The organism is Enterococcus sp. HMSC078F03 (assembly GCF_001811595.1).
In the GTDB taxonomy this organism is placed as follows: domain Bacteria; phylum Bacillota; class Bacilli; order Lactobacillales; family Enterococcaceae; genus Enterococcus; species Enterococcus faecalis.
Genome location: NZ_KV805529.1, coordinates 17815 through 43547, shown reverse-complemented (window position 1 = coordinate 43547; position 25733 = coordinate 17815). Strand labels below are relative to the sequence as shown.

General features: G+C 40.1%; 24 protein-coding genes. 8 read left to right on the top strand and 16 right to left on the bottom strand.

Annotated elements, in window-relative coordinates:
- Positions 1 to 163: 163 nt before the first annotated feature.
- The 9 genes from HMPREF2810_RS00490 to HMPREF2810_RS00450 form a co-directional block, all read right to left on the bottom strand.
- The gene (locus HMPREF2810_RS00490; RefSeq protein WP_002383846.1) at positions 164 to 1117 is read right to left on the bottom strand and encodes an ABC transporter permease; all 954 of its coding nucleotides are present in this window, start codon (positions 1115 to 1117) and stop codon (positions 164 to 166) included.
- On the bottom strand, positions 1117 to 2250 hold the full coding sequence (locus HMPREF2810_RS00485) for an ABC transporter permease (RefSeq protein ID WP_002356171.1): 1134 nt from the start codon (positions 2248 to 2250) through the stop codon (positions 1117 to 1119). The genes HMPREF2810_RS00490 and HMPREF2810_RS00485 overlap by 1 nt, the downstream gene beginning before the upstream one ends.
- On the bottom strand, positions 2243 to 3811 hold the full coding sequence (locus tag HMPREF2810_RS00480) for an ABC transporter ATP-binding protein (protein WP_002383844.1): 1569 nt from the start codon (positions 3809 to 3811) through the stop codon (positions 2243 to 2245). The genes HMPREF2810_RS00485 and HMPREF2810_RS00480 overlap by 8 nt, the downstream gene beginning before the upstream one ends.
- Before the next feature lie 205 nt (positions 3812 to 4016).
- Complete coding sequence (locus HMPREF2810_RS00475; RefSeq protein WP_002356169.1) at positions 4017 to 5102, bottom strand: BMP family lipoprotein; 1086 nt, start codon at positions 5100 to 5102, stop codon at positions 4017 to 4019.
- A gap of 53 nt (positions 5103 to 5155) precedes the next feature.
- On the bottom strand, positions 5156 to 6229 hold the full coding sequence (locus HMPREF2810_RS00470; protein WP_010714989.1) for a BMP family lipoprotein: 1074 nt from the start codon (positions 6227 to 6229) through the stop codon (positions 5156 to 5158).
- A gap of 95 nt (positions 6230 to 6324) precedes the next feature.
- Complete coding sequence (locus HMPREF2810_RS00465) at positions 6325 to 6789, bottom strand: cytidine deaminase (protein ID WP_002383839.1); 465 nt, start codon at positions 6787 to 6789, stop codon at positions 6325 to 6327.
- The gene (gene deoC, locus HMPREF2810_RS00460; RefSeq protein ID WP_002359333.1) at positions 6758 to 7420 is read right to left on the bottom strand and encodes a deoxyribose-phosphate aldolase; all 663 of its coding nucleotides are present in this window, start codon (positions 7418 to 7420) and stop codon (positions 6758 to 6760) included. Before deoC ends, HMPREF2810_RS00465 begins: the two co-directional genes overlap by 32 nt.
- A 27-nt stretch (positions 7421 to 7447) precedes the next feature.
- Positions 7448 to 8749, bottom strand: a complete 1302-nt coding sequence (locus HMPREF2810_RS00455; RefSeq protein ID WP_010714988.1) for a pyrimidine-nucleoside phosphorylase — start codon at positions 8747 to 8749, stop codon at positions 7448 to 7450.
- Positions 8750 to 8889: 140 nt separating this feature from the next.
- The gene (locus HMPREF2810_RS00450) at positions 8890 to 9897 is read right to left on the bottom strand and encodes a substrate-binding domain-containing protein (protein ID WP_002356164.1); all 1008 of its coding nucleotides are present in this window, start codon (positions 9895 to 9897) and stop codon (positions 8890 to 8892) included.
- Between the two features lie 141 nt (positions 9898 to 10038).
- Here HMPREF2810_RS00450 and add point away from each other — a divergent pair, with 141 nt between their 5' ends.
- Positions 10039 to 11070, top strand: coding sequence for an adenosine deaminase (gene add / locus HMPREF2810_RS00445; RefSeq protein ID WP_002356163.1), 1032 nt, complete (start codon positions 10039 to 10041; stop codon positions 11068 to 11070).
- A 32-nt stretch (positions 11071 to 11102) separates the two neighbouring features.
- On the opposite strand, the gene HMPREF2810_RS00440 is transcribed toward add, so the two are convergent.
- Together HMPREF2810_RS00440 and HMPREF2810_RS00435 are read right to left on the bottom strand one after the other, a co-directional pair.
- Entirely contained in the window at positions 11103 to 11711 is a 609-nt protein-coding gene (locus HMPREF2810_RS00440; RefSeq protein WP_002356162.1) for a class I SAM-dependent methyltransferase, read from the bottom strand.
- Positions 11712 to 11725: 14 nt separating this feature from the next.
- Positions 11726 to 12313 carry an SGNH/GDSL hydrolase family protein gene (locus HMPREF2810_RS00435; RefSeq protein ID WP_002383835.1) on the bottom strand — a complete coding sequence of 196 codons (588 nt, stop codon included), beginning with the start codon at positions 12311 to 12313 and terminating at the stop codon, positions 11726 to 11728.
- Positions 12314 to 12467: 154 nt separating this feature from the next.
- Here HMPREF2810_RS00435 and coaA point away from each other — a divergent pair, with 154 nt between their 5' ends.
- From coaA to HMPREF2810_RS00405, 5 genes are all read left to right on the top strand, one after another.
- Positions 12468 to 13391, top strand: coding sequence for a type I pantothenate kinase (coaA, locus tag HMPREF2810_RS00430; RefSeq protein WP_002361524.1), 924 nt, complete (start codon positions 12468 to 12470; stop codon positions 13389 to 13391).
- Between the two features lie 311 nt (positions 13392 to 13702).
- Complete coding sequence (guaA, locus tag HMPREF2810_RS00425; RefSeq protein ID WP_002356158.1) at positions 13703 to 15265, top strand: glutamine-hydrolyzing GMP synthase; 1563 nt, start codon at positions 13703 to 13705, stop codon at positions 15263 to 15265.
- A gap of 138 nt (positions 15266 to 15403) precedes the next feature.
- The gene (locus tag HMPREF2810_RS00420) at positions 15404 to 15745 is read left to right on the top strand and encodes a hypothetical protein (RefSeq protein ID WP_002383834.1); all 342 of its coding nucleotides are present in this window, start codon (positions 15404 to 15406) and stop codon (positions 15743 to 15745) included.
- A gap of 150 nt (positions 15746 to 15895) precedes the next feature.
- Positions 15896 to 16441 (top strand): ATP:cob(I)alamin adenosyltransferase, encoded by a 546-nt coding sequence (locus HMPREF2810_RS00410; protein ID WP_002383833.1) that lies wholly within the window; start codon positions 15896 to 15898, stop codon positions 16439 to 16441.
- Between the two features lie 14 nt (positions 16442 to 16455).
- Complete coding sequence (locus tag HMPREF2810_RS00405) at positions 16456 to 16899, top strand: MepB family protein (RefSeq protein WP_010714986.1); 444 nt, start codon at positions 16456 to 16458, stop codon at positions 16897 to 16899.
- A gap of 49 nt (positions 16900 to 16948) precedes the next feature.
- Here HMPREF2810_RS00405 and HMPREF2810_RS00400 read toward each other — a convergent pair whose 3' ends face one another.
- The 3 genes from HMPREF2810_RS00400 to HMPREF2810_RS00390 form a co-directional block, all read right to left on the bottom strand.
- Positions 16949 to 18217 carry a RidA family protein gene (locus HMPREF2810_RS00400; protein ID WP_002419414.1) on the bottom strand — a complete coding sequence of 423 codons (1269 nt, stop codon included), beginning with the start codon at positions 18215 to 18217 and terminating at the stop codon, positions 16949 to 16951.
- A 284-nt stretch (positions 18218 to 18501) separates the two neighbouring features.
- Positions 18502 to 21009 (bottom strand): EndoS/ChiA family endoglycosidase, encoded by a 2508-nt coding sequence (locus HMPREF2810_RS00395; RefSeq protein ID WP_010714984.1) that lies wholly within the window; start codon positions 21007 to 21009, stop codon positions 18502 to 18504.
- A gap of 210 nt (positions 21010 to 21219) precedes the next feature.
- Positions 21220 to 22236, bottom strand: a complete 1017-nt coding sequence (locus tag HMPREF2810_RS00390) for an NADP-dependent oxidoreductase (protein WP_002419416.1) — start codon at positions 22234 to 22236, stop codon at positions 21220 to 21222.
- A gap of 179 nt (positions 22237 to 22415) precedes the next feature.
- Between HMPREF2810_RS00390 and HMPREF2810_RS00385 the strand changes: the two genes are divergently transcribed.
- On the top strand, positions 22416 to 22751 hold the full coding sequence (locus HMPREF2810_RS00385; protein WP_002356136.1) for an ArsR/SmtB family transcription factor: 336 nt from the start codon (positions 22416 to 22418) through the stop codon (positions 22749 to 22751).
- On the top strand, positions 22748 to 23428 hold the full coding sequence (locus HMPREF2810_RS00380; RefSeq protein ID WP_048942525.1) for a type 1 glutamine amidotransferase domain-containing protein: 681 nt from the start codon (positions 22748 to 22750) through the stop codon (positions 23426 to 23428). The genes HMPREF2810_RS00385 and HMPREF2810_RS00380 overlap by 4 nt, the downstream gene beginning before the upstream one ends.
- A 90-nt stretch (positions 23429 to 23518) precedes the next feature.
- On the opposite strand, the gene HMPREF2810_RS00375 is transcribed toward HMPREF2810_RS00380, so the two are convergent.
- Both HMPREF2810_RS00375 and HMPREF2810_RS00370 read right to left on the bottom strand, forming a co-directional pair.
- A complete protein-coding gene (locus tag HMPREF2810_RS00375) occupies positions 23519 to 24970 on the bottom strand; it encodes a YfcC family protein (protein WP_002383451.1) in 1452 nt (483 codons plus the stop codon).
- Positions 24971 to 25017: 47 nt separating this feature from the next.
- Positions 25018 to 25710: a Crp/Fnr family transcriptional regulator gene (locus HMPREF2810_RS00370; RefSeq protein WP_002363490.1), complete on the bottom strand. Its 693-nt coding sequence runs from the start codon at positions 25708 to 25710 to the stop codon at positions 25018 to 25020.
- Positions 25711 to 25733 lie beyond the last annotated feature (23 nt).

Genomic DNA, 25733 nt, shown 5'->3' with positions numbered 1-25733 from the left:
AGAGCATTAAAATTTTCACTGATTCCTTCGATTTTAGCGGTTCTTAAGGTCCGTTAAAAGAAGAGTATCATCATGCTCTTCTTTTTACTGATGTTCACGAGTTACGCGCTTAATTATCGTTAAGAAAAAAGACCTTCGTCATAGATTGACGAAGGTCTTTTTCTTATTTCGTTTTGACGTAATTTTTCCCGTTCGCTTTTGGTCCCGATGATTTTCCGAAGAACACAACTAGGACTAAAATGGTCAATACGTATGGTGCTGCTTGTAGATAAACTTTTGGAATTTCTGAAATAATTGGTAGGTTTTCCCCAGCAATACTCAAGTTTTGTGCAAAACCAAAGAATAAGGCTGCGCCCATTGCCCCAAGCGGATTCCATTTACCAAAGATCATTGCGGCCATTGAAATAAACCCTTGTCCTGCAATTGTGGTAATCCCAAAACGACCCGCAATACTTTGAGCAAAGACAGCTCCGCCCATACCGCCTAAGAAGCCGGATAACAAGACGCCAGAATATCGCATTAAGTAGACATTAATTCCCAATGTATCTGCAGCTTGTGGATGTTCCCCCACAGAACGTAACCGTAAGCCAAAACGTGTTTTATAAATGACAAACCAAGCTAAAATCGCAATCAAAATTGCTACGAAAGCTGGTAAAGAGGTTTTTGCAAAGAATAGTTCACCAATCACTGGAATTTTTGACAATCCTGGGAAAGAAAAATAGCCAAATGATTGTGTAATCATATCTGTTTGTCCTTTTTGATAAATAACTTTTACTAGGAAAACCCCTAGCGCCGGTGCCATCAAGTTAATGACAGTACCACTGATAATATGATCTGCTCGTAAGTTAATAGTTGCAACGGCATGTAAGAGAGAAAAGACAATCCCGACAAGGCCTCCTACTAAACAAGCAATCCATGGTGTCGCCGCGCCAAATGTATCAGCAAACGTCAAGTTAAAAACGACCGAACTGAAAGCGCCCATTACCATAATACCTTCCAAACCAACATTAACCACACCACTTCGTTCTGAGAACGTTCCGCCTAATGCTGTCAAGATGAGCGGAGTTGCATACACTAATGTTTGCGTGATGATTGAGGAAATTGTTGCTAAATCCATTAGATGTCTCCCCCCTCTTGATTGTTTTTGTCTGGCGCCGCTTCAATTGTTTCTACAATCGCTACTTCTTTTTTACTACCAGACGCTTTTGCTAACAAGAAACGAATTAAATAACTAATTCCCACAAAGAAAATAATCGCTGCAATAACAACATCAACTAATTCGGTTGGTACACCAGCTATCAACGGCATTCCTTGTCCACCAAGTTTTAACATTCCAAACAGTAATGCGGAAAGTAAAATCCCGATTGAACTACCTGCTCCTAATAGAGACACGGCCATACCATCGAACCCAATGCTCAACGATGTGTTTTGAATAAAGAAGTTTTGGAAAGTCCCCAATCCTTGGACCGCACCACCTAAACCAGCCAGCGTTCCTGAGATCATCATGGATAAAATAATCGTTCGCTTGCTGCTCATTCCAGCATATTCAGAAGCAAATGGGTTTAACCCCACCGACCGAATTTCAAAACCAAGCGTTGTTTTTTTCATCAAGAACCACACAAGAATAAGGAAAATGAAGGCCAAGAAAATGCCGATGTTCAAACGAGAGCCATCACTGATACTTGTTAAAAACGGTGAGCGTAATGATGCATTCGCACCAATCATTTTGGTGATCCCTTTGTTCGCCATAATACTTGGTTTCATGACATTATTAGCAATATGATTTCCTGTGTATAATAAAATATAATTCAACATAATCGTAACAATAACTTCACTCGTCCCAAAATAGGCACGCAAGAAACCTGGAATGGCTGCTGCTAAAGCCCCTGCAACCGCGCCAACAATAATCGCCACCGGCAACGCAATCATCCGGGGTGCATCAGGCATGGATAAAGCGACCCAAATACTAGCCACCCAACCACATAAGGCTTGTCCAGAAAGCCCGATATTAAAGAATCCAGCCGAATTTGCCACCGAGAATCCTAAAGCGGTAAAAATCAACGGTGCTGCGGTTACAAAAATCTCACCAATACTTTTCTTTCCTTGGAAAGCTGTTTCAAACATCGCTTGATACCCAGCCACTGGGTCATAGCCAAAGATAACCATAATAATTGCCCCTAAGAGGAAACCCATAATAACAGATAACACAGGGACTAAAATATTTCTTATTTTTTCAGAACGATTATTCAACAGTTTCACCTGCCTCTACTTTTGATAACTCAGCACGGGCTTCTTCCAATGAGTAGCCAGCCATTAACAAGCCCAATTCATTTTCTGTCGTTTCTTTCGGATCAACAATTCCGACGATTTCCCCCGCATGAATAACAGCGATACGATCAGAAACGTTTAAAATTTCGTCTAATTCAAAACTTACTAATAAAACAGCTTTATTTTTATCTCTTTGTTCAATTAGTCGACGATGAATGTATTCAATAGCTCCGACATCTAAACCGCGTGTTGGTTGAGAAACAATCAACAAATCTGGATCGCGGTCAACTTCTCGGGCAATAATCGCTTTTTGCTGATTCCCACCTGAAAGCGCCCGAGCTGGTACTAATTCATTAGGAGTCCGTACATCATATTCTTCAATTAATTCACGGGCATGTTTGTTAATCATTCGATAGTTTAAAATACCTGTTGAACTGTATGGTTTTTGGTAATACGTTTGTAGGCCAATATTTTCAGCCAATGTCATCTCTAATACCAAACCATATTTATGTCGGTCTTCAGGAACGTGGGCGACACCCATTTCCGTAATTTCCCGAGGTTTGCGATTAGTAATCTCTTTTTCATTCAAATGAATGGAGCCTTTTTCGACTTTCGTTAATCCTGCTAAGGCTTGGATTAATTCTGTTTGTCCATTGCCATCAATCCCCGCAATCCCAACAACTTCCCCTGCTCGGACATCTAAGCTAAGATTTTTCACTGCATCTAAGCCGCGGCTTTCTTTCACTACTAAATCTTTAATTGATAGAATTGTTTCTTTCGGTTGCGCTGGTTTTTTCTCTGTTTTGAAAGAAACAGAACGGCCCACCATCATATCGGCTAACTGTTGCGAAGAAACGTCTTTCACATTGACGGTGCCAATACTTTGCCCCCGGCGAATGACCGTACAACGGTCCGCCACTTTTTTAATTTCATCTAACTTATGTGTAATTAAAATGATCGATTTGCCTTCATCGGTTAGTTCTTTCAAAATAATCATTAATTCATCAATTTCTTGTGGCGTTAATACTGCGGTTGGTTCGTCAAAAATTAAAACGTTCGCCCCGCGATATAAGGTCTTTAAAATTTCAACCCGTTGTTGCATACCTACAGAAATATCGCGAATATAGGCATTGGGATTTACATCCAACCCGTATTGCTTAGACACTTCTTCAATCTCTTTTTTCGCTTTTTTCCGGTCTAAAATACCGCCATGGGTAGGTTCACTACCTAAGATAATATTTTCAGTCACAGTAAAGGCTTCAACTAACATAAAATGCTGATGGACCATTCCGATTCCTAAACGATTGGCTGCAGTAGGACTTGTAATGTTGACTTTTTCGCCATTCATATAAATCTCACCTGAGGTCGGTTCCAATAGCCCTGATAAGATATTCATCAAGGTCGACTTGCCTGCACCATTTTCACCTAGCAGTGCGTGGATTTCACCAGGTTTTACTTGTAAATCAATTTGGTCGTTGGCTTTGAACGTCCCAAATTCTTTGGTGATTTTACGCATCTCAATTACGTTTTCTTCTTGAGACAAGGTCTATTCACTTCCTAACAAAATTATATTGGCAATACTTTAGAGGGTAATTTTGACCCTTAACTAAGTAGTTGAAGAACCTCAACTATTTAGTTAAAAATCCAAACATCATAAAGGGTTTCCTTGGCAGCCGTCGCTGCCAAGGACCACTTCATTTTTAGAAGGAACAATAATGAGCCCTTCTTTTTTCATTTAGGAGCTTAAATTATTCTGGTTTTTCTGGGACTTTTACGTCACCTGAGATTACTTTATCTTTTGCTGTTTTAACAGCTTCTTTTGTTTTGTCGTTTAAATAGCCGTCTGTTAAGTCAACGCCACCATCTTTTAATCCATAAACTAAATGTTCGCCACCAGGGAATTTGTCTTCTAACGCACGGTTGGCAATATCTTGAACCGCTGTGCCGACACCTTTAAGGGTTGAAGTTAACGTGAAGTTGTCTTCTTTGCCGTCTTTTGTTTTGTACTTGCCATCAGCATCTTGATCGCGGTCAACACCGATTACCCAAACTTTGTCGCCAGAACCTGATTCATTCAAGTCTTTTGCTTCTTGGAAGACCCCTTGTCCAGTAGCACCAGAAGCATGGAAGATGATATCAACGCCATTTTGGTACATTGCAGCAGCTAAAGCTTTCCCTTTGGCAGGATCAGCAAATGAAGCCGCATATTTTGTATCAACAGTAATTTCTTTACCTAATTCTTTCGCAGCATCAGCCACACCTTTTTCAAAACCAGCTTGGAAACGGTCAATTACGACCCCTTCTTCACCACCAACAAAACCGACTTTGTTCGTTTTTGTTTCGTTTGCAGCAGCAACACCGGCTAAGTAAGCTGCTTCATTATCTCTAAATGTTGCAGAAACGACATTCTTTTTGCCATCGATTTGATCATCGATTAAAACAAAGTTTGTATCAGGGTTGGCATCTGCTGCAGAAGAAATTGCATCTTTTAGCAAGTAGCCAATACCAAAGATTGTGTTGAATTTACTTGATACCGCTTGGTCAATATTTGTTGTATAGTCAGCTGCATCATTCGATTGAATATATGCATACCCTTTTGAACCTTCTGGTAAATCATGTTCTTTACCCCAAGCTTGCAATCCTTCCCAAGAAGATTGGTTGAACGACTTGTCATCCACGCCGCCTGTATCTGTAATGATTACAGCACTATGCGCTGCATCCCCTTTGCCACCGCCGCTTTCAGCGGTTTTGCCTTTGCCACCACCACATGCTGCAAGTGAAACTGATAAACCTAATGCAATCAAACTAAAACCGAATAATTTTGCTTTTTTCATTTCTGTAAAGCCTCCTAAAAATAGTTTAATGTATTTAAACAACTAAGTTGTTTCTAAGGTTGGTCTGGGACTTTTACGTCACCAGAGATGATTTGTTCTTTGGCTTCTTTAACTGCCGTTTTGGCTTGATCGCTTAGGGCTTCTGTTGTTAAATCAACACCGCCATCTTTCAATCCATAAGTTAAATGTTCGCCGCCAGGGAATTTATCTTCTAATGCAAGATCAGAGATTTTTTTCACAGCAATATTTACCCCTTTAATGGTTGAAGCTAACGTTAAGTTATCATCCTTGCCATCTTTGGTTGTATATTTACCGTCTTCGTTTTGGTCACGGTCAACACCAATCACCCAAACTTTATCTTTTGAACCTGTTTCATTTAGCGCTTTGGCTTCTTGGAAGATTCCTTGTCCTGTAGTCGCCGCTGCGTGATAAATAATGTCGGCACCTGCTTGATACATAGAAGAAGCTAAGGCCCGTCCTTTTGAAGCGTCTGCAAATGTCCCTGCATAAGTAGACGTAATTTGAATATCTTTTCCTAATTTTTTGCCAGCATCTGCTACACCTTTTTCAAAACCAGCTTGGAAACGGCCAATAACAGGTCCTTCAACCCCGCCGATAAATCCTACTTTGTTGGTTTTCGTAGTGTTAGCTGCTGCCACACCTGCTAAATACGCAGATTCATTATCTCTAAATGTTGCAGAAGCGACGTTGTTTTTCCCATTAACTGTATCGTCGATTAGAACGAAATTCGTTTCTGGGTTGGCGTCCGCTGCATCTACTACTGCATTTTTTAGTAAATACCCAATGCCAAAAATCGTTTTAAATTGACTTGAAATGGCTTGGTCAATGTTTGATGTATAATCAGATGCTTCATTTGATTGAATATACGCATACCCTTGAGGTCCTTCTGGAAGTTTGTGCTCTTTGCCCCACTCTTGCATTCCTTCCCACGCAGATTGGTTAAAAGATTTGTCATCAATGCCGGCTGTATCTGTGACCATTACGACACTATGTTGTGGATCACCTTTTGTGTTGGCGTTCTTTTTGCTATTGCCGCCACATGCAGCTAACCCAATGGTTAAGGCAACTGCTGCCAATCCTAGACCTAAAAATTTTACTTGTTTCACTTTCCGAAAAGCCCCCTACTATTTTATCTATTATTTCATTCGCATTTATGCTATTGAAATCTACTTTGAGCCCAACGAAACCTTATGTCCTTTTTTTAAAAATCTTTATCTGTAAATGAATAGGGCAATAATGCCTCAACTGTCATTGTTTTAGTCGCGCCATCTTTACCAACTAGCGTGACCGGCATTTGTGGATCAAAGAATTCAGCCATTACTTGACGACAAGCGCCACATGGAGAAATGGGTGCCTCTGTATTACCTGCTACAACTAAATGTTGGAAGGTCCGTTCATCTTCTGAAATGGCTTTAAAAATCGCCGTTCTTTCTGCACAATTTGTTAAACCAAAGGAGGCATTTTCAATGTTGACCCCTTGATACATTTTCCCGTCTGTAGTCACTAAGCAAGCGCCCACAGGAAAGTTAGAATACGGTACATAGGCGTGTGCCAATGCTTCTACGGCACAATCAAGCCATTCTTGTTTTACTGTCATCTTTTTCGCCACACCTTCGTTTAATTTGAAATACGAATTAATACCCTTCGCCAGTTGCGCCAGAAACAATTGCTACACCCGTACTTGCACCGATGCGTGTTGCCCCCGCTTCAATCATTGCTAACGCTTCTTCTGCATTATGCACGCCACCGGAAGCCTTAACGCCCATGTCAGGACCAACTGTCTCACGCATTAAACGAATGTCTGCTACTTTAGCGCCGCCTGTTGAGAAGCCAGTAGATGTTTTAACGAAATCGGCACCTGCTTCTTTGGCTAATTCACAAGCTTTAACTTTTTCTTCGTCTGTTAATAATGCTGTTTCAATAATCACTTTGACTAACGCTTTTCCTTTGGCTGCATCTACTACGCCTTGAATGTCTTGACGTACGTGATCGTATTGTTGTGATTTTAATGCACCAATATTAATCACCATATCCACTTCATTCGCACCATTTTTAATCGCATCAGCTGCTTCGTATGCTTTAACTTCTGGTGTATTTGCCCCCAAAGGAAAGCCAATAACGGTACACACAGCGACGTCGGTATCTGCTAATTGCTCGCTAGCAAAAGCGACCCAACAAGGATTGATACATACAGAGAAAAAGTTGTACTCCTTAGCTTCGTCAATAATTTTTTGGACAGCGGCTTCTGTCGCTTCTGGTTTCAAAATAGTGTGGTCAATCATGCGGTTTAATTCCATGATGAGAATTCCTCTTTTCTTATTGTTTTATTCCGTAATAATATCGTGAATCAAAATAGGCTCTTCGCCGGTTGGTCCAATTTCAATGTTTTTATAAAGCAATTGTTCGACTTCTGTCACGTCTTCACGATTGGCATAAATAGTTAGTAATGATTCGCCTTTTTCAACTGGGCTCCCTACTTTTTTGTGAAGTTTCAAGCCAACTGCAAAATCAATCGTATCTTCTTTCGTAGCACGGCCAGCGCCCAGCAACATTGCGGCAACGCCAATTTCATTGGCAACGATTTTTTGTACCACGCCTGTTTCTTTGGCAGGTAAATCAAATTGATAAGTTGCGGTTAATAATTTTTCTGGCTGGTCAACAACGGAACTGTCGCCGCCTTGATTTTCAATCATTTCTTTAAATTTTGCGAGTGCTCGACCGCTTGCTAATGCTTCTTCTAATAAAGCCCGTGCTTCGTCTAACGTCTCGGCTTTTTTAGCTAAAACGACCATCTGACTTCCTAAGACATAGCACATCTCCACTAAATCTTCTGGCCCGTTTCCTTGCAAGGTCTCGATTGCTTCAACGATTTCTAAACTGTTTCCGATGGCCTCCCCTAAAGGTTGTGACATGTCTGAAATCACTGCCATCGTTTGGCGATTTGCCAGTTTCCCAATGCGAACCATTGTTTCCGCTAATCGACGAGCACTTGCTAGGTCTTTCATAAAGGCCCCTTCACCAGTAGTCACGTCTAAGACAATCGCATCTGCCCCTGCGGCAATTTTTTTACTCATAATGGAACTTGCAATTAATGGAATTGAGTCAACAGTGGCGGTCACATCACGTAACGCATAAAGTTTTTTGTCTGCTGGTGCTAGATCACCTGACTGACCAATTACTGCCACTTTTGTATCGTTCACCAATTGAATAAAACGTTCTTCTGTCAATTCAACTTTAAAACCAGGAATCGCTTCTAATTTATCCAACGTACCGCCCGTGTAGCCTAAGCCACGACCAGACATTTTTGCTACATTGACCCCGACACTAGCAACTAATGGCGCTAAAATAAGCGTCGTAGTGTCGCCTACGCCACCTGTAGAATGCTTGTCGACTTTGATTCCTTCTATAGAAGAAAGATCCACAATTTCGCCTGAATGGACCATTGCTAACGTCATTTGTGTAATTTCTTCGTCTGTCATATCTTGGTAAAAAACAGCCATTAAAAAGGCACTTACCTGATAATCTGGAATTGAACCATCTGTGTATCCGTTGATAATAAATTGAATTTCTTCGCTTGTTAGTTGATGCCCGTCACGTTTCTTTTCAATAATGTCTACCATTCTCATGAATTCGTTCCCTCCGATTTCCCGATAATGTATTATACAACAAAATCGTTCAGCTTTAAACCATTTAGTAAACCAGTTTACTATTATTTTTTTCTTGTGAAAACGCAAACAACACGAACATTCTATTTCTAAGCTGTTTTTTAAATCGGTTTTGTGCTTTTTCTAGCAATAAACGTTGCATCAAAAACTTTATTTGGAACTTTCCCTGTTGGATCTGCAATAGCTTCCACCAAAAATTTTGCTGCATAATAGCCAATATCAAAACTCGGCTGATAGACGGTTGTTAAACTCGGCACCAAATATTCGGAAATTTCCAAGCCATCAAAACCAACCACCGAAATATCGTCAGGAATTTTCTTGCCCGCTTCTTCAATGGCTTGATAAGCTCCCATCGCCATTTCATCATTGCCACAAAAAATTGCTGTGATTTCTTCATTTTTCAAAACTTCTTTTGCCGCAGCATAGCCGCCATGCAAGTTCAATTCCCCAGCACAAACATAATGCGGACGAAAAGGTAAATTGTTGTCCTGTAACGCATGCTGATACGCCGTCACTCGTTCCGTTAAACGATAATAGCCGGCACTTTCACGCAACATGCCAATATGCTGATGCCCTTGTTGAATCAAATGATGGACCGCTTGATAAGCACCTTCGTACTCTTTAACGATTAATCGTCCACTATCTCGTGGATTAATCCCACGATCGACAAGAATGACAGGAATCGGATGTTCTCGTCGGTCTTTTAAAATATGATTTTCTGGCAAAACATTCGGCGTGGCAAAAATAATGCCATCTACCGACCGATGAATCAGCTCGCTAACATATTGCATCGCTTGTTCGGAATCATGCTTTGAATTGCATAACAAAATCATGTAGCCTAACGAATTTAAATATGTTTCCACACCTTCAATCACTTTTGAGAAAAAGAAATCCGTCACATCTGGCACAATCATACCAATGGTTTTGGAATGACGGTTGATTACATTCGAAGCAAAGTAATCTGGTTTGTAATGATTTTCAGCGACTACCGCCAACACCTTGTTGCGGGTTTTTTCACTGAAACGACTCCCTTTATTATTCAGAATTTGTGAGACGGTTGTGACAGAAACACCAGCCATATCAGCAATTTCTTTAATCGTTAGTTTCATCGCGCCCCTCCCAACGTCTCCTTTTGCATTGACAGACATTTGTAGACGTGTTACAGTCTTCAAAATACTTATCGAATCTTTTACATTTTAACAAAAAAAAGACAAAAGAAATAGACTAAAAAGATTAAAAAACAAAAGAAAATGGAGGCTATTTTTTTCATGGAAGAATCCCGTGTCCGTCAATTACCAAAAATCGAGCTGCACTGTCACTTAGATGGGTCGATTCGACCAACCACTTTACGCACCATTGCTGAAAAACAAAACATTCCATTACCCCAAGACGAACAAGCCTTGAAAGAGTTAGTGGTTGCCCCTGAAAAATGCACCGATTTGAATGATTATTTAACTCGGTTCGACTTCGTGCTAACCTGTCTACAAACGGCCGAAGCTTTGCAAGCAGCGGCGTATGACGTGATTAGCCAAGCTGCCGAAGATGGCGTGGCTTACATAGAGGTGCGTTTTGCGCCTTCGCAACATACAGAAAAAGGCTTACGGTTACCTGAAATCGTGACTGCTGTTTTAACTGGCTTAAAACAAGGCGAAGAAGATTTTGGTGTAAAAAGCAATGCACTGTTATGCGGCATGCGGCATGATCAACAACAAGCCATAGAAAAAATCGTTCACTTAGCGCATGATTTCAGAGAGACAGGCGTTGTCGGCTTTGATTTAGCTGGCAATGAAGTCGATTTCCCTCCATACACATTTGAAGACGTATTAGCTTTAGCCAACCAATTGTCAATTCCATTAACACTCCACGCTGGGGAATGCGGCTGTGGCAAAAATGTCGCTGATGCTGTCACTTTAGGTGCCACTCGGATTGGCCACGGTATTGCTTTGAAAGATACACCCGAATATTTGGCGCTCTTAAAAGAAAAAAAGGTTCTTTTAGAAATGTGTCCAACTAGCAACTTCCAAACAGGCACCGTCAAAACATTGGCTGAATACCCTTTTCAACAATTTATAGAGGCTGGCTTAGCCGTCTGCATCAATACCGATAATCGCACTGTTTCAGATACTACGTTAACGAAGGAATTCATGAAATTGGCCACTTGGTATCAATTAAGTTATGACGAAATGAAGCAACTCACTAAAAATGCGCTTGCAGGTGCTTTTTTATCGCCAGACGAAAAAAAACTGTTGAACCAAAAAATTGATCAAGCATATCTATTCTAAAAAAGAACCTCCACTAAAGTGGAGGTTCTTTTTTACTCTGCTTCTTTAACACTTCGTAAAATATAATAGCCTTTGTCTTTTGTCACAATTTCAACATTGCCAAATACTTCAGCCATTTTCTTTTCTGCACTAGGTGCACCTTGTTTCTTTTGAATAACTACCGTTAGTGTGCCACCAACTTTCAACAACGGAAAAGCCCCTGTTAAAATGCCATGGACAACTTTTTTGCCTGCACGAATGGGCGGATTGCTAACAATCGCCGCGTAGGTCGTTTCGTTTAAGGTTTCATACACATTGGAAGAATGGATATCCACAGTAGTAATTTGGTTGCGTTGGGCGTTCATTTGAGCTAGCCCAACTGCCCGTTGGTTGACATCCACCATTTCCACCAGTCGACCAGTCGCCGCTGCTAAGGACAACCCAATTGGTCCATAGCCACAACCAACATCTAACAAACGGCCTGCTGGTAAATTTTCCCATTCAAAGGCATCAATCAACACACGAGAACCATAATCCACTGTTCCTCTTGAGAAGACCCCGCTATCGGTCGTAAACTGAAAGGTCCGACCACGTAATGGAAAAGACCAGCTTTCTAAATCATGTGCTAATTCTGGATTTTCTGTATAATAATGATTCGCCATTTTGTTCTTCCTATCTATGCTTGTTTTGGTTTTAGTCTACCCTTTATTTCTCGAACAATCAAGGCACCTAATAATTCATAGCCCACTTGTGAAAAATGCAAACCATCTGCTTGTAAAAATTCATCCGTTCCAGGATAAACAGTCATCGCTTTATACAAATCAATAACTGGCAAGTTATGTGCCGCTCCGACTTCTTGTGCAACCTTGACCAATTCCTTGATACGCGTTTGTGGACGTTCTGGACGTCTGCCACTATCCGCATATGGTGGTGTAATTAAAATCACCTTTTCTGAACCAATTTCGTGAATCATTGTTTCAAGGTTTTCTCTAAACGTGGCTACTGTTATATTTCGATCCAGTGACGCATCATTGGCGCCAAAGAAAATCACCACCTCATCAGGTTTCTCAATTAGTACTTCTTTATTTAATCGTTTTAAACCATCCTCTGTTGTATCGCCAGGCATTCCAGCATTAATAACGGCCACTTCTTCTAGACCCATCGCAGCAATATCCCGTTTCACTAAGTCAACAAGAACAGGTGAGACGGCTTCCTCTAAATAACCAGCAGTAATGCTATCACCAAATAATACAATTTTTCTCATGGCTTTTCCCCTCTTTTCTAACAGTTTTCTCTTTTCATGATACCATTTTCATCATAAATTGGCGAAGAAGGGAATTCTTTTGTAAAATCCTGTGTTTCCCTTGTGAAATTATGGTAAAATGTACAAAGATTGAACAGGGTTTGGTGGAGGAACAATGGACGATAAAATGAATTACTACCCAATTTCCAGAGAAGAATGGCATGGGTTTTATCATGACGGCAAAGCACCGTTAACCGAAGCAGAATTGGATAACATTAAAAGTGTGAACGACCAAATTTCACTAAAAGATGTACAAGAAATTTATGTACCCTTAACGCATCTTATCCATTTATACATGAAAGAATTTGAATCGCTAACACTTAGCAAAGGATTATTCCTACATGAATATGTCTCTGTACCACCATTCATCATTGGAATTGCCGGCAGTGTCGCCGTTGGTAAAAGCACCACCGCTCGTCTTTTGCAAAGAATTCTGGCCCGAACGTTTAAACGAAGAAACGTTCAACTCATTACAACGGATGGATTTTTGTATCCCAATAAAGTGTTAGAAGAACAGGGAATGATGGACCGAAAAGGGTTTCCTGAAAGTTATGACATGGAAAAGCTAATTAATTTCTTAAACGAAGTCAAAAGCGGCAAAGACGAAATTAAAGCACCCGTCTATTCTCACAGTGTCTACGATGTTATCGAAGGCGAATATGAGTTGATTCAACAACCAGATATTCTGATTGTTGAAGGCATTAACACCTTACAGTTACCCGCCAATCAACAAATTTATGTGAGTGATTTTTTTGATTTTTCTATTTTTGTGGATGCCGATCCAGCCTTAATTGAAAAATGGTACCTAGAACGTTTTGGGGCCTTATTAGATACGGCTTTCTTAGATCCTAATAATTATTATTACCAATATGCAATTGGCAAACGGGAAGATGCTTTCGCCATGGCACGGAATGTTTGGAAAACCGTGAACTTGCCGAACTTGGAGGAATATATCTTGCCAACGCGCGGACGTGCGGACATTATTTTGCATAAAACGGAAAATCATTTGATTGACCAAATCTATCTACGTAAATATTAAGGGTTGACGAGCTAAGAAATATCCTGTATCTTTTGTAGAAATATCCTTGAAAATTTTCAGCAGAATGCATGACTTTCAAGGAGTAAAATGTTTTAATAAGTATAGCTAGACAAAGAAGAGTACGGAGCAAAAGTGAACCACTTTTTAACCGCCTGATTCTCGGCTGTTTGAAAGTAGCCCCTGCGGAATTAAGCCAAAATTTTCTAAAAATCGTAAAACAATTTTTGAAAATCCTTTCTTAATTCTTGGTGCTGACCACTTTTTAACCGCCTTTTCTTTAGATAAATTTAAATGGATAAGGGGTAATAGACGTGACTAACGTTGCCGATTTGACATCTGTCGAAAAAATTATTGTTTTAGACTTTGGTAGTCAGTTTAACCAATTGATTACTCGTCGTATTCGTGAATTTGGCGTATTCTCTGAGTTATTAAGCCACCGAACTACGGCAGAAGAAATTCGCAAAATCGCGCCTAAAGGAATCATCTTCTCAGGTGGACCAAACAGCGTGTATGACAAAGATGCTTTTAGCATTGATCCAGAAATTTATGAGTTAGGAATTCCCATTCTTGGCATCTGCTACGGTATGCAATTAATGACTCATAACTTAGGCGGAAAAGTAGAACCTGCCGCAAACCGTGAATACGGAAAAGCAGAATTAGAAATCCTTGGTGATGCGACATTATTCCAAGGAACACCTGCGAAACAAACCGTTTGGATGAGCCACGGTGATTTAGTAACAGAAATCGCTCCTGGATTCGAAAAAGTTGGGACAAGCAACGACTGTCCAATCGCTTCTATCGAAGATGCCAACCGCAAATTCTACGGCGTACAATTTCACCCAGAAGTTCGTCATTCAGAATATGGTAACGACTTATTACGTCACTTTGCTTTTGATGTGTGTGGCTGTACTGGTGACTGGAGCATGGAAAACTTCATCGATATGGAAGTCGCTAAAATCCGTGAACAAGTAGGCGATAAAAAAGTCTTACTTGGTTTATCAGGTGGCGTTGACTCAAGTGTTGTCGGCGTGCTTTTACAAAAAGCTATTGGCGACCAATTAACTTGTATCTTCGTTGACCATGGATTATTACGTAAAGGTGAAGCGGAACAAGTAATGGAAAGTTTAGGCGGTAAATTTGGCTTAAACATTATTAAAGTAGATGCGAAAGAACGCTTCTTAAGTAAATTAGCAGGCGTTTCTGACCCTGAACAAAAACGTAAAATCATCGGTAACGAATTTGTGTATGTTTTTGATGACGAAGCAACTAAACTTGCTGGGGAAGAAGGCGTTTCATTCCTAGCACAAGGAACTCTTTACACAGACGTCATCGAATCTGGTACAGAAACTGCGCAAACAATTAAATCACATCACAACGTTGGTGGTCTTCCTGAAGACATGCAATTTGAATTAATTGAACCTTTAAATACATTATTCAAAGACGAAGTTCGTGCCTTAGGAACTGAACTTGGCATGCCTGATGCAATCGTTTGGCGCCAACCATTCCCAGGACCAGGATTAGGTATTCGTGTGCTTGGTGAAATTACAGAAGATAAATTACAAATTGTTCGTGATTCAGATGCTATCCTACGTGAAGAAATCGCAGCAGCTGGCTTAGATCGTGACATTTGGCAGTACTTTACTGTCTTACCTGGCATCCGTTCAGTAGGCGTTATGGGTGACGGCCGTACCTACGATTACACAGTCGGTATCCGTGCTGTGACTTCTATCGACGGCATGACCGCTGACTTTGCTCGTATCCCTTGGGATGTTTTACAAAAAATCTCTGTGCGCATCGTGAACGAAGTTGCACATGTAAACCGTATCGTGTACGATATTACTTCAAAACCACCTGCAACTGTGGAGTGGGAATAACAATCAACCCGCTAGAAAACCTATTTTATAGGTGTTTCTAGCGGGTTTTCTTTTGTGTTATCACACTTTCCTCCCACCATTCTCCGTTTTTCCTTTGCTCCACCGCCCTCAAAGTCCTATAATTTAATCATAAGAATAGTGGCTATTAATAAAATTCATCAATTAAAAGGAAGCGATTTCAACATGTCAAAAGCAACTTTTCTTAAGTATGGTTTTGTTGTCCTCTTCATAGGAATTTTTTTACTTCGTGCCCAAAAATTTATTTCTGAGCCCCTTTCGTACCTTTTTTCGGGTATTCTTTTGCTTATTGTTGCGTATTTAATACTCGTGAAAAAAATGAACTTTTTCTCAAGTTTGCTCACTGTTACCGATCAACCTTCTTCTACCCAACAACGATTGGGTCAAATCTCTGGTTTTGTCAGTTTATTGATTGGTTTACTTCTGGTAATTCTTAGCTTCATTTTCTTTCTCCAACTTTGATTCCCCCTTGACTCTCCCTTCACTCTTGGCTATGATTACCTTAGCAAGTACAATGGTGTACTGTAAACAGTCGAGCAACGGCGCTCAAAAAGATTGGCTTTCGTGCATTCTTTTTGAGCGCTTTTTATTTTTAGAAAGTAGGGAAATTGAATGGAAAAAATGTACCGCAGTCCGTATGAAGCGTACCCGTATCTATCTTCTAAACCAGAAGATTTACGATGTGATTTTGAATTAATGACTGATGAATTAGCCTCGATGACAGGTCTTCTACGAGGATATGTGCAACAATTAGACGTCCCTGAACAGCCTGCACTAACAGAAGAACTAGCTAAAATTTGCGAGTTAATCTACCATGTCAATCCAACGACCCGAACAAAATTAACAGTCACAGAGGAAGAAATAGCTTGGCTTTTGGAACGTGTCAATACTATGAATGAACTGACATACGAAGAAAATCGTCCTTTTGTTTTACCGATGGGCACAATCTGTTCCTCTTATGCACACATTTTAAGAGCCAAAGCCAAAGATATTGTTCGTTTACTTTATCGCATGGACTATGGTGGTAAAAAAATTGATCCGCAGCTGTATGATGTAGTCAACTTACTCTCAGGTTACTTTTTCATGTTAGCTTTGTATCTAAATCAGCTCGAAAATGGTGAAGAAGTCCCCTTTGTTTCTCGCAACTATTCTATTTAATTTGGAGGAAGATGATGAATTCATTACCAATACTTGAAAAAGCAGTGGGCGCGATCACCCTGCTTTCCGAAGAAAAACAAAATGCCGAATATGAAGGCTTTTTATGCCAAGTTAATGAATCGCAACAACTTATCCGCAGTCGCTTAGCCAAAAAAACGCCGAAAAAAGAAGGCTATTTTGTAGCCTTTTGGGAAAAAAATCAACAAAATCAGAACGAAGCCTTTGATGCAACGGAAGCCCCTGAAATGTTAGCAATTGTCATTTCTGATCAAGAAAAGCAAGGTCTCTTTCTTCTGCCGAAAGAATGTTTAATCCAACAAAAAATTCTCAAAACGCACCAACAAAAAGGCAAAATGGCAGCCCGTTTTTATCCTTCTTGGTGCCAAAACCTTAATCAAACCGCGAAAAAAACACAAAAATGGCAACTAGCTTACTTTACTGATTTATCTAAATACTAAAAACGTCAGCTGGCTTCAGAAGCCAGCTGACGTTTGTTTCTTCTACTGTTTAACCAATTGGTGGCGTACCTTCTGCGTTCCCAGCAATCGCTTCGATTTGAATCTGGGCACCTTTTGGTAAATCCGTCACACCAATCACTCTTCTGGCAGGCGTGCCTTCAGGGAAGTACGTTTGGTAGACGTCATCTACTGCCGCCAGCTCTTCAATCTCTTTCACAAAAATGTTCACTTTCACCAGATCAGCTAAGCTGTGATCCACACTTTCAATAATCGCTTTAATGTTTTCTAAACATTGCGTCGTTTGTTCCTTGATTCCGCCAGCAACTAACGCATTTGTTTTAGGGTCCAATGGTAGCTGAGCTGATAGATGGTTGTAATGAGAAAAAGCAACAGTTTGTGTCGAAAATGGACACTTCGGTGCGTGATCTGTATTATTTGCTTCAATAATTAATCCATGTCGATCTTCAATCGCTTGTGGTGGTGTACCATCTCCATGAGAAACCACCGCTTCTACTTGCACCGCCGCGCCCATTGGTAAATCAGCAACAGCAACCACTGTTCGTGCTGGCATATAATTGACCGTGCGCGCAATTCCTGAATCTGGGAAAAAAGCGGCATATACTTGATTGACAGCTTCCAGCTTAGATAAATCTTTTAAATAAATGTTGATCTTCACAATATCATCAAAAGGCACATCAATACTGGTTAAAATGGCTTTTATGTTTTTCAAACATTGTTTTGTTTGCGTTTTAACACAGCCAGCCACAACTCTGCCCGTTTGAGGATCTATAGGCAATTGTGCAGACAGATTGTTATAGTGAGAAAACGCAACCGTTTGACTGGCTAAAGCATCAATTGGTGCCTGAACCGTCTGATTTGTTAATTTAATTAAATCCCCAGCTTGAGGTGCATTAGGGATAGTTCCTTCCCCATTTGAAACAAGTGCCTCCATTTGAACAGAAGCGCCTAACGGCAAATCTGCGACGGCGACCACTGTTTTAGCTGGATAATAATGGGTAAAAAAGGCCGCATAGACCTCCTCAACTGCGGCAACATCCCGCATATCTTTGACAAAAATGGTCATTCTGACAATGTCACTCATCACATGGTTGATACTTTCAACAACCGCTTGGATATTTTTCAAGCATTGTGTCGCTTGGGACCGAATGCCACCTTCTACCAATTGTCCAGAGGTTGGCTCAATAGGTAACTGTGCTGACAAATGATTATAGTGGGAAAATGCGACTGTTTGGGCTGCGAGAGGATGCTTTGGTGCACGCTCTGTATTTCTTGCTAAGACGATATTTTCATTACTCATAACTCTACTCCCTTTTTTAGCATTCCAACAAAAATGATTCCGCTTACATTTCCAAGCGTTAAACTTCCAACAAGATCCTTTTTATTTTCCTGCTTTTCTATTAATGGTGATAGCTTTCCACCACCACTTCTTTCAGTCTACAATAAGAACAGGAACATTTCAATAAGGCATTCCTAAATTGATTGTTGGCACTCAAACAAATCTTCTTCCGTTAAAGAAGACTGGCACGAATCAAGCTTGATTCGTGCCAGTCTTTATAGATAACTCGTTAGCTTTAACTAGTTTTATTTAACCACCATATACTCACGATAATTTTCCGAGAACGTATCCATTAGCGTATAAATTCGTTCAAAATCATAGTCACGACGAGGGTCATCATACCAAACACATTGAATACTTCCAATAATTGGAAGATTTGGGCTACCTGCTGGCACATCTGTAAATGCTTTTTTCGACATATTTGCTAAAGCATCGTCATATTGATAAATGCCAGAATCAACATTGCCAGCGACCCAATACCACGCATCATTGGTATTAAAAATTTTGTGTCCTTTTTGAACAAAGTACTCAGGTTTGGCTACGTCATATCCGCTCCAACCGGCTGTCCAATAAGAAATAATAATCTCTGGGTCAAATGTACCGAAAGAATCGTCGCTGTTGTAATAAATGCCATCATTGAAGCTCATTGGCTGCATGCCCGCATCTTTAATTATTTTAGCTAAATCATTCGCATAAGCGACAAAATCCTTGTAGCGCCCAGAAGATTGCAGTTTCGCCCAACCGCCTGTGTCGACATCATTTGCATACTCATCGCCACCAAAATTGAAAATTTCACTATGCGCGGAAAAATAAGCCACGTACTTACTGATAATCGCCTTTGTGAAATTCACTGCCTTTTGGTTTCCTAAATCTACTGTGCGTTTTGAGCCATCAAAAGTGGGATTTTTAATCGCTAGTTTTTCCATAGCCACTAACAACGCATCCATATGTCCTGGACTGTTAATCACGGGAATGATGTTGATGTTGCGCGCTTTCGCAAAAGCCAACAACCGATCCATTTCTTTTTGTGTTAACGCGTTGCCATTAGGATCATTGTAATACGCGTTGTTGCCTCGTTGGATTGCTTTTGAAACCCGGTTGTGGTTGTATTTTTTACCATTCACATTGACCGACATATCATCCAAGATAAACCGTAAGCCATCATTTCCTAAAATTAATTGGACATCTGTGTACCCATTTTGACTGGCTTTGGCCACTAATTCTTCCAGTTGTTCCACGGAAAAATATTTTCTTCCCGCATCAATGGAGAAGACACTTTTTAAAGGTTGTGTTTGTTTCTCTTTTAAATTATCCAAAGCTGTTTGGACCTCCGTTTGCCAAGTAGTCACTTGCGCGGCTGTATACGTTTTTCCCGCAAGTTCTGTTGCGACTGTCTCTTTTGTTGTTTGTAGTGCTTGAATCGTTTCTGGTGTATAGTTTTCTGCCTTTTCAATGGCTGTAACTGCTTGATCCAACGTACGATATAAAGTGGTTAAGTCAATGGCTAACAGGCCTTTTTCTAATTCAGCATCATAGGTATTTGAAATCCCTTGGCCATAATCGCCACCTAAAATAGCTTTATTCACATCATAAAGCGTTGTTGCTTGTGTCACTGCTTCTGCGGCTCTATTTTGTGCTTCAAGGTCTGTGTTGGCGTAGCTAATTCGTTTTAAATAGTGTTGCGCAGCCGCTTTCATCTCTGCAAGAGAAACGCCTTTACTCTCTGCAATGGCCGTTTTTGTCCAAAGTAAATTAGAAGGTTTTATCTGATTTAAATCGTCTTCATTATAGGTGCGACCATCGCGATCTAAGGCATAGAGGAACATGCCCCCTAAATTATTTTCATAAGAATAACGAGCTACTTTATACATGTTACTTTCCATATACGGCTCTTTTGTGTCATACCAGCGGTTGCGATCTTGCTCTTCTGGGAAAGTTAATCCTGGAACAAATCGTTCCCCATTGAGAACCGGACTTAAATTATTTAATGCTCGTTGCGTGCGTTGGTCATCGCTGCCGTACTGTTGATACGCGAGAAAATCGAAACAGTCACTGACATCTTGTAAAGGTGGTAAATATTCTGCATTGGTATCATACAAAAATGGACGATCCGTTCCCGACTTCGGTCCAATGTATTTTGATAATGCACGAATGACACCATTAGATAAAACAATATCTTTTTCACTTGGACGAGTTTCCATGTCAATATCTAACCCATCAATTCCTAAATCATCAACAAATTTGGTTAGCAACTCTTTCGCATAAGCATCAAATTCTGCTTCTGTAGGCGTTGTTCCTGCATAAGGAACTTTTAATAGCTCGCTATAATCAATCCCTCGAACTAAACGAACACCTCGTGCATGTAATGCTGGCGCATACTCATTTTTTAACGTATCATAAAATGGCTGTGCAAGTGCTTCTTGTCCTTTTGGCACATAACTAAAGACATTCACAATGTCAATACCATAAGGAATATCGTGCATCGTTAGCCAATTTTCATCTGGCAATGTTGTATTAACTCCTTGCATCGTTTTGTCACGCCAAGCCCGATAATAAACCATAAAATGTTTCTCTTGGGTCGGCTCATTGGCTTGGCTGACCATTGGTTGATGAAACAGACTAAATAAGATAAACGTCAAGCCAACCAATAACAAAAGACCCAGCCAACTGACAATTGTTTCTCTGTTTTCTCCTCTTCCTGTCGATAAATCGTTCCCCACTTTGAACACCATTCCTTTCTGCACTCCATTCATTTTTGTGTATCCGCCTAAAAAGAAAGCGCATACACAGTCATCAATAGAATAACAAAAAATAACGAATTTGCAAAATAGAAACTGGAAAAATGAGGATTTTCTATAAAAATCTTTTCCCGCCTAAAATCACTTTCGTTAGGCGGCGTTTAAATGGTAAATTTTGAGACTTGCAAGAAAAACAGGCCTATTTTTCTTGCAATTCTCCTTTACTTAGTCGTGATCAACATCGGCGATTTTCACAACAATTTTCCCTTGTGCTCGTCCTGTCAGTGAATAATCCACCGCTTCTTGAATTTGGCTAAAAGGAACGACTCGGTCAATTATCGGCTGTAATTTTCCCTGTTCAATGAACTCAGTGAGTAAAGCTAATTGCTCGCCATCTGGACGCATAAACAAAAAATGATAACTAACATCTGTGGCTTGCTCCAATCGATGAATCTTGCGAGTAGCTATTTTAAAGGCCCATTGTTTCCAAAGCGGCAAGCCATACTCTTTAGCAAAACGTTCGTTGGGAATGCCTGACAATGTAACGACTTTTCCCTGAGGTTTAACCACTGAGAAAGCTTTTTCTAAGATTGTCCCCCCCATTGTATCAAACACATAATCGTAGTCGGATAAAACTTCTTCAAAATTTTGTGTCCGATAGTCAATCACTTCATCTGCTCCCAACGCTTGAACCCATTCTTTATTTTTACTACTCGTGGTGGTGGCAACGTAAGCGCCTGCTAGTTTTGCTAATTGAATCGCAATGGTTCCAATCCCTCCTGAACCTGCTTGAATCAGGACTTTCTGGCCTGGCTGCACATTCATAATATCATGTAGCGCTTGATAACTTGTCAAACCGACTAACGGAATGGCCGCAGCTTCTTCAAACGTTAAATTTTTCGGCTTCATAGCTACAGCCGCTTGATCCACTGCAATATATTCAGCAAAAGTTCCCACGCGATTTTTGGGTACTCGTCCGTAAACTGCATCGCCCAGCCTAAAATTTTGAACATTTTTTCCAACAGAGACAACAATCCCAGCAAAATCACTGCCTAAAATCAGTGGCATTTGATAATTTAAAAGCATCTTTACTTTACCATCTTTTGTTTTTAAATCAATCGGGTTGATACTGGCAGCGATAATTTTGACCAAAACATCATTGTCATGAATGGTGGGTAAGGGCACCTCCTCGATTGCTAATTCTTTTTGTCCGTATTTATGAATTAAAGCGGCTTTCATCATTGAATCTTTCCTCTCTTTCTATCTCTTTTATTGGTTTAAAAGTTTAAACCTTTAATCAATTAGTATCTTAACGAAGAATGGAATCCACGTCAAGTTTCAGCCCTCAGCGTATTTTATTGACAAAAAACACGAAAAATGGTTTAATCGTTTAAAAATACGAACCAAAGAGGCGGAAAAATATGAAAGAATTAGAAGAAATTCAAACAGAATTTACTGCGCTTAGTGATTTTTTAATCGCATTGGGTGATGAAAAACGCCAAGCAATTATTATTGCACTGTTAGAAGACCAAGCCTGTGTTGGCCGTCGTGTCACTGAGTTAACAGAGGCGACACAGCTCTCACGCCCCGCTGTTTCTCACCACTTAAAAATTTTGAAACAAGCCAAATTAATTGATTGTCGCAGTGAAGGAACTAAAAATTATTACTCACTTTCTCACGATACCACCAAAATTGAGCAACTCCAACAACTATTGACCCACATTACGTCGATTATGCCAGGGAGGAAGCAAGCATGAAAAAAATTCTCGTGGTCCTCACAAACGTTTCCCGTTATCACGGCACCGAAGAACCGACTGGCCTCTGGCTAGGTGAAGCCACGGAGTTCGTGGAAGAAGTAACCAAAGCAGGATTTTCAGTTGACTATGTTAGTCCCCAAGGAGGCTATGTCCCTTTGGATCCCCGGAGTATGAAATATGTAGATTCATCCATTATGGCGGTTTATGGAAGTGCCGATTTTCAAGAACGAGCGCTAGCGCATTCCCTCTCTCTTGAAGAAATTGAGCCAGATGAATACGCAGCAATTTACTTTACAGGAGGCCATGGCGTTATGTGGGACTTTCCTGATAACCCTCAGTTGCAAGCAATCACTCGTAGCCTTTACGAACAGGGCAAATACCTAACTTCTGTTTGTCACGGAATTGCTGGTCTTTTAAATGTCAAAGATGCGTCAGGAAATTATTTGATTGCAGATAAAACCATTACTGGCTTCACTACTGCAGAAGAAATTTTAGCCATGAAAAAAGCAGTTGTTCCTTTCTTAAACGAAACAATTGCCAAAGAACATGGTGCTACTTTTGCGAAAAAACGCCCCTATAAAGAATTTGCGTATCAAGATGGCCTTATAATCACTGGGCAAAACCCTTTTTCTGTCCGCGCTGTCGCAAAATTGTTAATTCAACAATTATCAAAATGAAACAACAGCGACTACTTTTAGGTAGTCGCTGTTGTTTCATTGCTTCTTCTTTTTTCCGAAAGCCGAAGCCCTAACATAAAAAATTTTTGATTAGCTAAAGAGTAACATCGCGCCAATTAAGATAATTAGGTTAATTAAGCCTAAGACAATCATTGGTTTGGCCATGAATTTTGTCCAAGTGGCATATTGAACTTTGGAAATTTCCAAACCACCCATTACGACACCAGATGTTGGCGTGATCAAATTAATCAAACCACAACCTGAAGCAAAAATCATAACCATCACTTCTGGACTTAAACCAATGTTTTTAGCTAACGCACCCATTACAGGAATGGAAACGTACGCTAAGCCAGAAGTTGAAGGAATTAGGAAAGATAAACCTAAGTATAAAACAAAGGCACCGATGACAAATAAAACTGGGGAGAGTCCTTGTAATAAGCCTGCCGCTTTATCAAGGATAAATGAATCTAAATACGTTTTAGACATCAAAACAGATGCCCCGCGAGCAACTACAATGATTAAAACAACGGATAACATATCTTTGGCACCGTCGATAAATGCTTCAATGGTTTCTTTTTCAGTAAAGCGACCAATCAAGGCAGCAATGATCCCTAAAAGGAAGAACCACATCGCTAAGTCGCCAAAGTACCAGTCACCGAAACTGTTGCCTGTTAAAACAGACGTCCAGCCTTTGAAAATCGTCACTCCAAAGTCGTTCCATGGAATTAAGGAAACAATCATAACGACAAAACAGAAAGCGAATACCATTAAGATTTTTTTATGACGATTCGTAAATGGCATTTCTTTCGACGCTGCTTGTCCATACGTTTTTTCCATATCCTCTTGTTCTTGTAAAGATAAAATTGTTGAACCTTTGTCAGCCTTCACTTTTTTCGCATAACGCATCACAATGAAAATAGAATAGCTGGTAGAGGCCGCCCACAAAATAGCACCGACAATTAAAATAATTCCTGTATTCGGCTGAATGCCAATACCTCGTAACGCATCCATCGCTACCCCTGTGGAGAAAGGGTTAACCGTTGAACCGATAACACCTGATCCTGCACCCAATAGCACAGTCCCCACTGCGACAAACGTATCAAAACCAGCGGCGACCATGGTGGCACTCAATAAACCATAAAAAGGAATTGTTTCTTCTGCCATTCCATAAGTCGACCCACCAATAGAAAATAAAATCATTAAAATCGGAATGATTTTCAATTCGTTCCCTTTTAACTTTTTAACGACTGATTGAATCCCTGCTTCAAGAGCCCCAGTTTGCGTCACAATATTTAAAAAGCCACCGAGTACTAAAATAAAAATATTAATTTCAATGGCATCTTTAAACCCATTGAATGGAGCCATGATAATATCCGATAATTTGGCCCCTACCACGTGGTCAACCATTTTGCCATCAATTTCTCTTGGGGTAAATGGCTGGCCATTTAGCAAGACCGTTACGATACCTAAAACAATTAAAATAATAAATAAAATACTAAAAGACGAAAGCTGTTTTTTGTTTTTCTTCTTTTTTTCTGCCATATCCTTTTATACAGGAACCTACTTTCCTGTATCTCCCTTCTCTATGATTAATTACTCAATCGATCAATAAAGAATGGTGTATCTAGAAAAGTTAAGAATTTATGACTGTAGCTAATACGGTTCATTTGGACTAATTTTTTCATAACACTGCTTGCTGTTTCCCGCGTAGTTCCGCTCATTCGTGCAATGTCATTAATGGTAATTGGACAAGCAATTGCAACGCGTTCTCTGTTGTCAATTCGTTCTCCTAAATCATTTAATAACATCGCCAGTGATGTCACAATCCGTTCACATGCATCATTGGTTGTTCCTTTTTGGATTTTGATCATGCTTTCTTTTAAAAGGACCGATTGTTCTTGAATCCAATGAATCAATTGCTGGGGATTATTTTGGAGAAAACGCTCAAACAGTTTAACTGGCACAAATACAACCTCAATATCCGTATAGGCAATCGCGGAGTCGTAATGAACCTCATCTTGAAACAGTCCGATTCTCGGAAAAAGAGCCTGCTTTTTCATAAAATGCAGATAGGAAAAATTACCACTGCGATCATTTTTTTCAATTTTAATGACACCTGAAACCAATAAAATTAAATGATTTCTCGGATCACCTGGATAAAAAAGGACTTGGCCTTTTTTATAGGAGCGAACGAAACTCTCGTTACGCAATTCTGTTAGTTCTGATTCAGAAAAGTATTGAAAATCTTGATTATTTTTAGTGATTATTTTCTCTATCATCATCTTAATTCTCCTAAATACTATAC

What these genes read in the sequence shown, in the direction of transcription:
- HMPREF2810_RS00490 (WP_002383846.1), bottom strand. Translation starts at nt 1,117, where the DNA reads ATGGATTTAGCAACAATTTCCTCAATCATCACGCAAACATTAGTGTAT.
- HMPREF2810_RS00475 (WP_002356169.1), bottom strand. Translation starts at nt 5,102, where the DNA reads ATGAAAAAAGCAAAATTATTCGGTTTTAGTTTGATTGCATTAGGTTTA.
- deoC (WP_002359333.1), bottom strand. Translation starts at nt 7,420, where the DNA reads ATGGAATTAAACCGCATGATTGACCACACTATTTTGAAACCAGAAGCG.
- HMPREF2810_RS00455 (WP_010714988.1), bottom strand. Translation starts at nt 8,749, where the DNA reads ATGAGAATGGTAGACATTATTGAAAAGAAACGTGACGGGCATCAACTA.
- HMPREF2810_RS00450 (WP_002356164.1), bottom strand. Translation starts at nt 9,897, where the DNA reads ATGAAACTAACGATTAAAGAAATTGCTGATATGGCTGGTGTTTCTGTC.
- add (WP_002356163.1), top strand. Translation starts at nt 10,039, where the DNA reads ATGGAGGCTATTTTTTTCATGGAAGAATCCCGTGTCCGTCAATTACCA.
- HMPREF2810_RS00440 (WP_002356162.1), bottom strand. Translation starts at nt 11,711, where the DNA reads ATGGCGAATCATTATTATACAGAAAATCCAGAATTAGCACATGATTTA.
- HMPREF2810_RS00435 (WP_002383835.1), bottom strand. Translation starts at nt 12,313, where the DNA reads ATGAGAAAAATTGTATTATTTGGTGATAGCATTACTGCTGGTTATTTA.
- coaA (WP_002361524.1), top strand. Translation starts at nt 12,468, where the DNA reads ATGGACGATAAAATGAATTACTACCCAATTTCCAGAGAAGAATGGCAT.
- HMPREF2810_RS00410 (WP_002383833.1), top strand. Translation starts at nt 15,896, where the DNA reads ATGGAAAAAATGTACCGCAGTCCGTATGAAGCGTACCCGTATCTATCT.
- HMPREF2810_RS00405 (WP_010714986.1), top strand. Translation starts at nt 16,456, where the DNA reads ATGAATTCATTACCAATACTTGAAAAAGCAGTGGGCGCGATCACCCTG.
- HMPREF2810_RS00400 (WP_002419414.1), bottom strand. Translation starts at nt 18,217, where the DNA reads ATGAGTAATGAAAATATCGTCTTAGCAAGAAATACAGAGCGTGCACCA.
- HMPREF2810_RS00395 (WP_010714984.1), bottom strand. Translation starts at nt 21,009, where the DNA reads ATGAATGGAGTGCAGAAAGGAATGGTGTTCAAAGTGGGGAACGATTTA.
- HMPREF2810_RS00390 (WP_002419416.1), bottom strand. Translation starts at nt 22,236, where the DNA reads ATGATGAAAGCCGCTTTAATTCATAAATACGGACAAAAAGAATTAGCA.
- HMPREF2810_RS00385 (WP_002356136.1), top strand. Translation starts at nt 22,416, where the DNA reads ATGAAAGAATTAGAAGAAATTCAAACAGAATTTACTGCGCTTAGTGAT.
- HMPREF2810_RS00380 (WP_048942525.1), top strand. Translation starts at nt 22,748, where the DNA reads ATGAAAAAAATTCTCGTGGTCCTCACAAACGTTTCCCGTTATCACGGC.
- HMPREF2810_RS00375 (WP_002383451.1), bottom strand. Translation starts at nt 24,970, where the DNA reads ATGGCAGAAAAAAAGAAGAAAAACAAAAAACAGCTTTCGTCTTTTAGT.
- HMPREF2810_RS00370 (WP_002363490.1), bottom strand. Translation starts at nt 25,710, where the DNA reads ATGATGATAGAGAAAATAATCACTAAAAATAATCAAGATTTTCAATAC.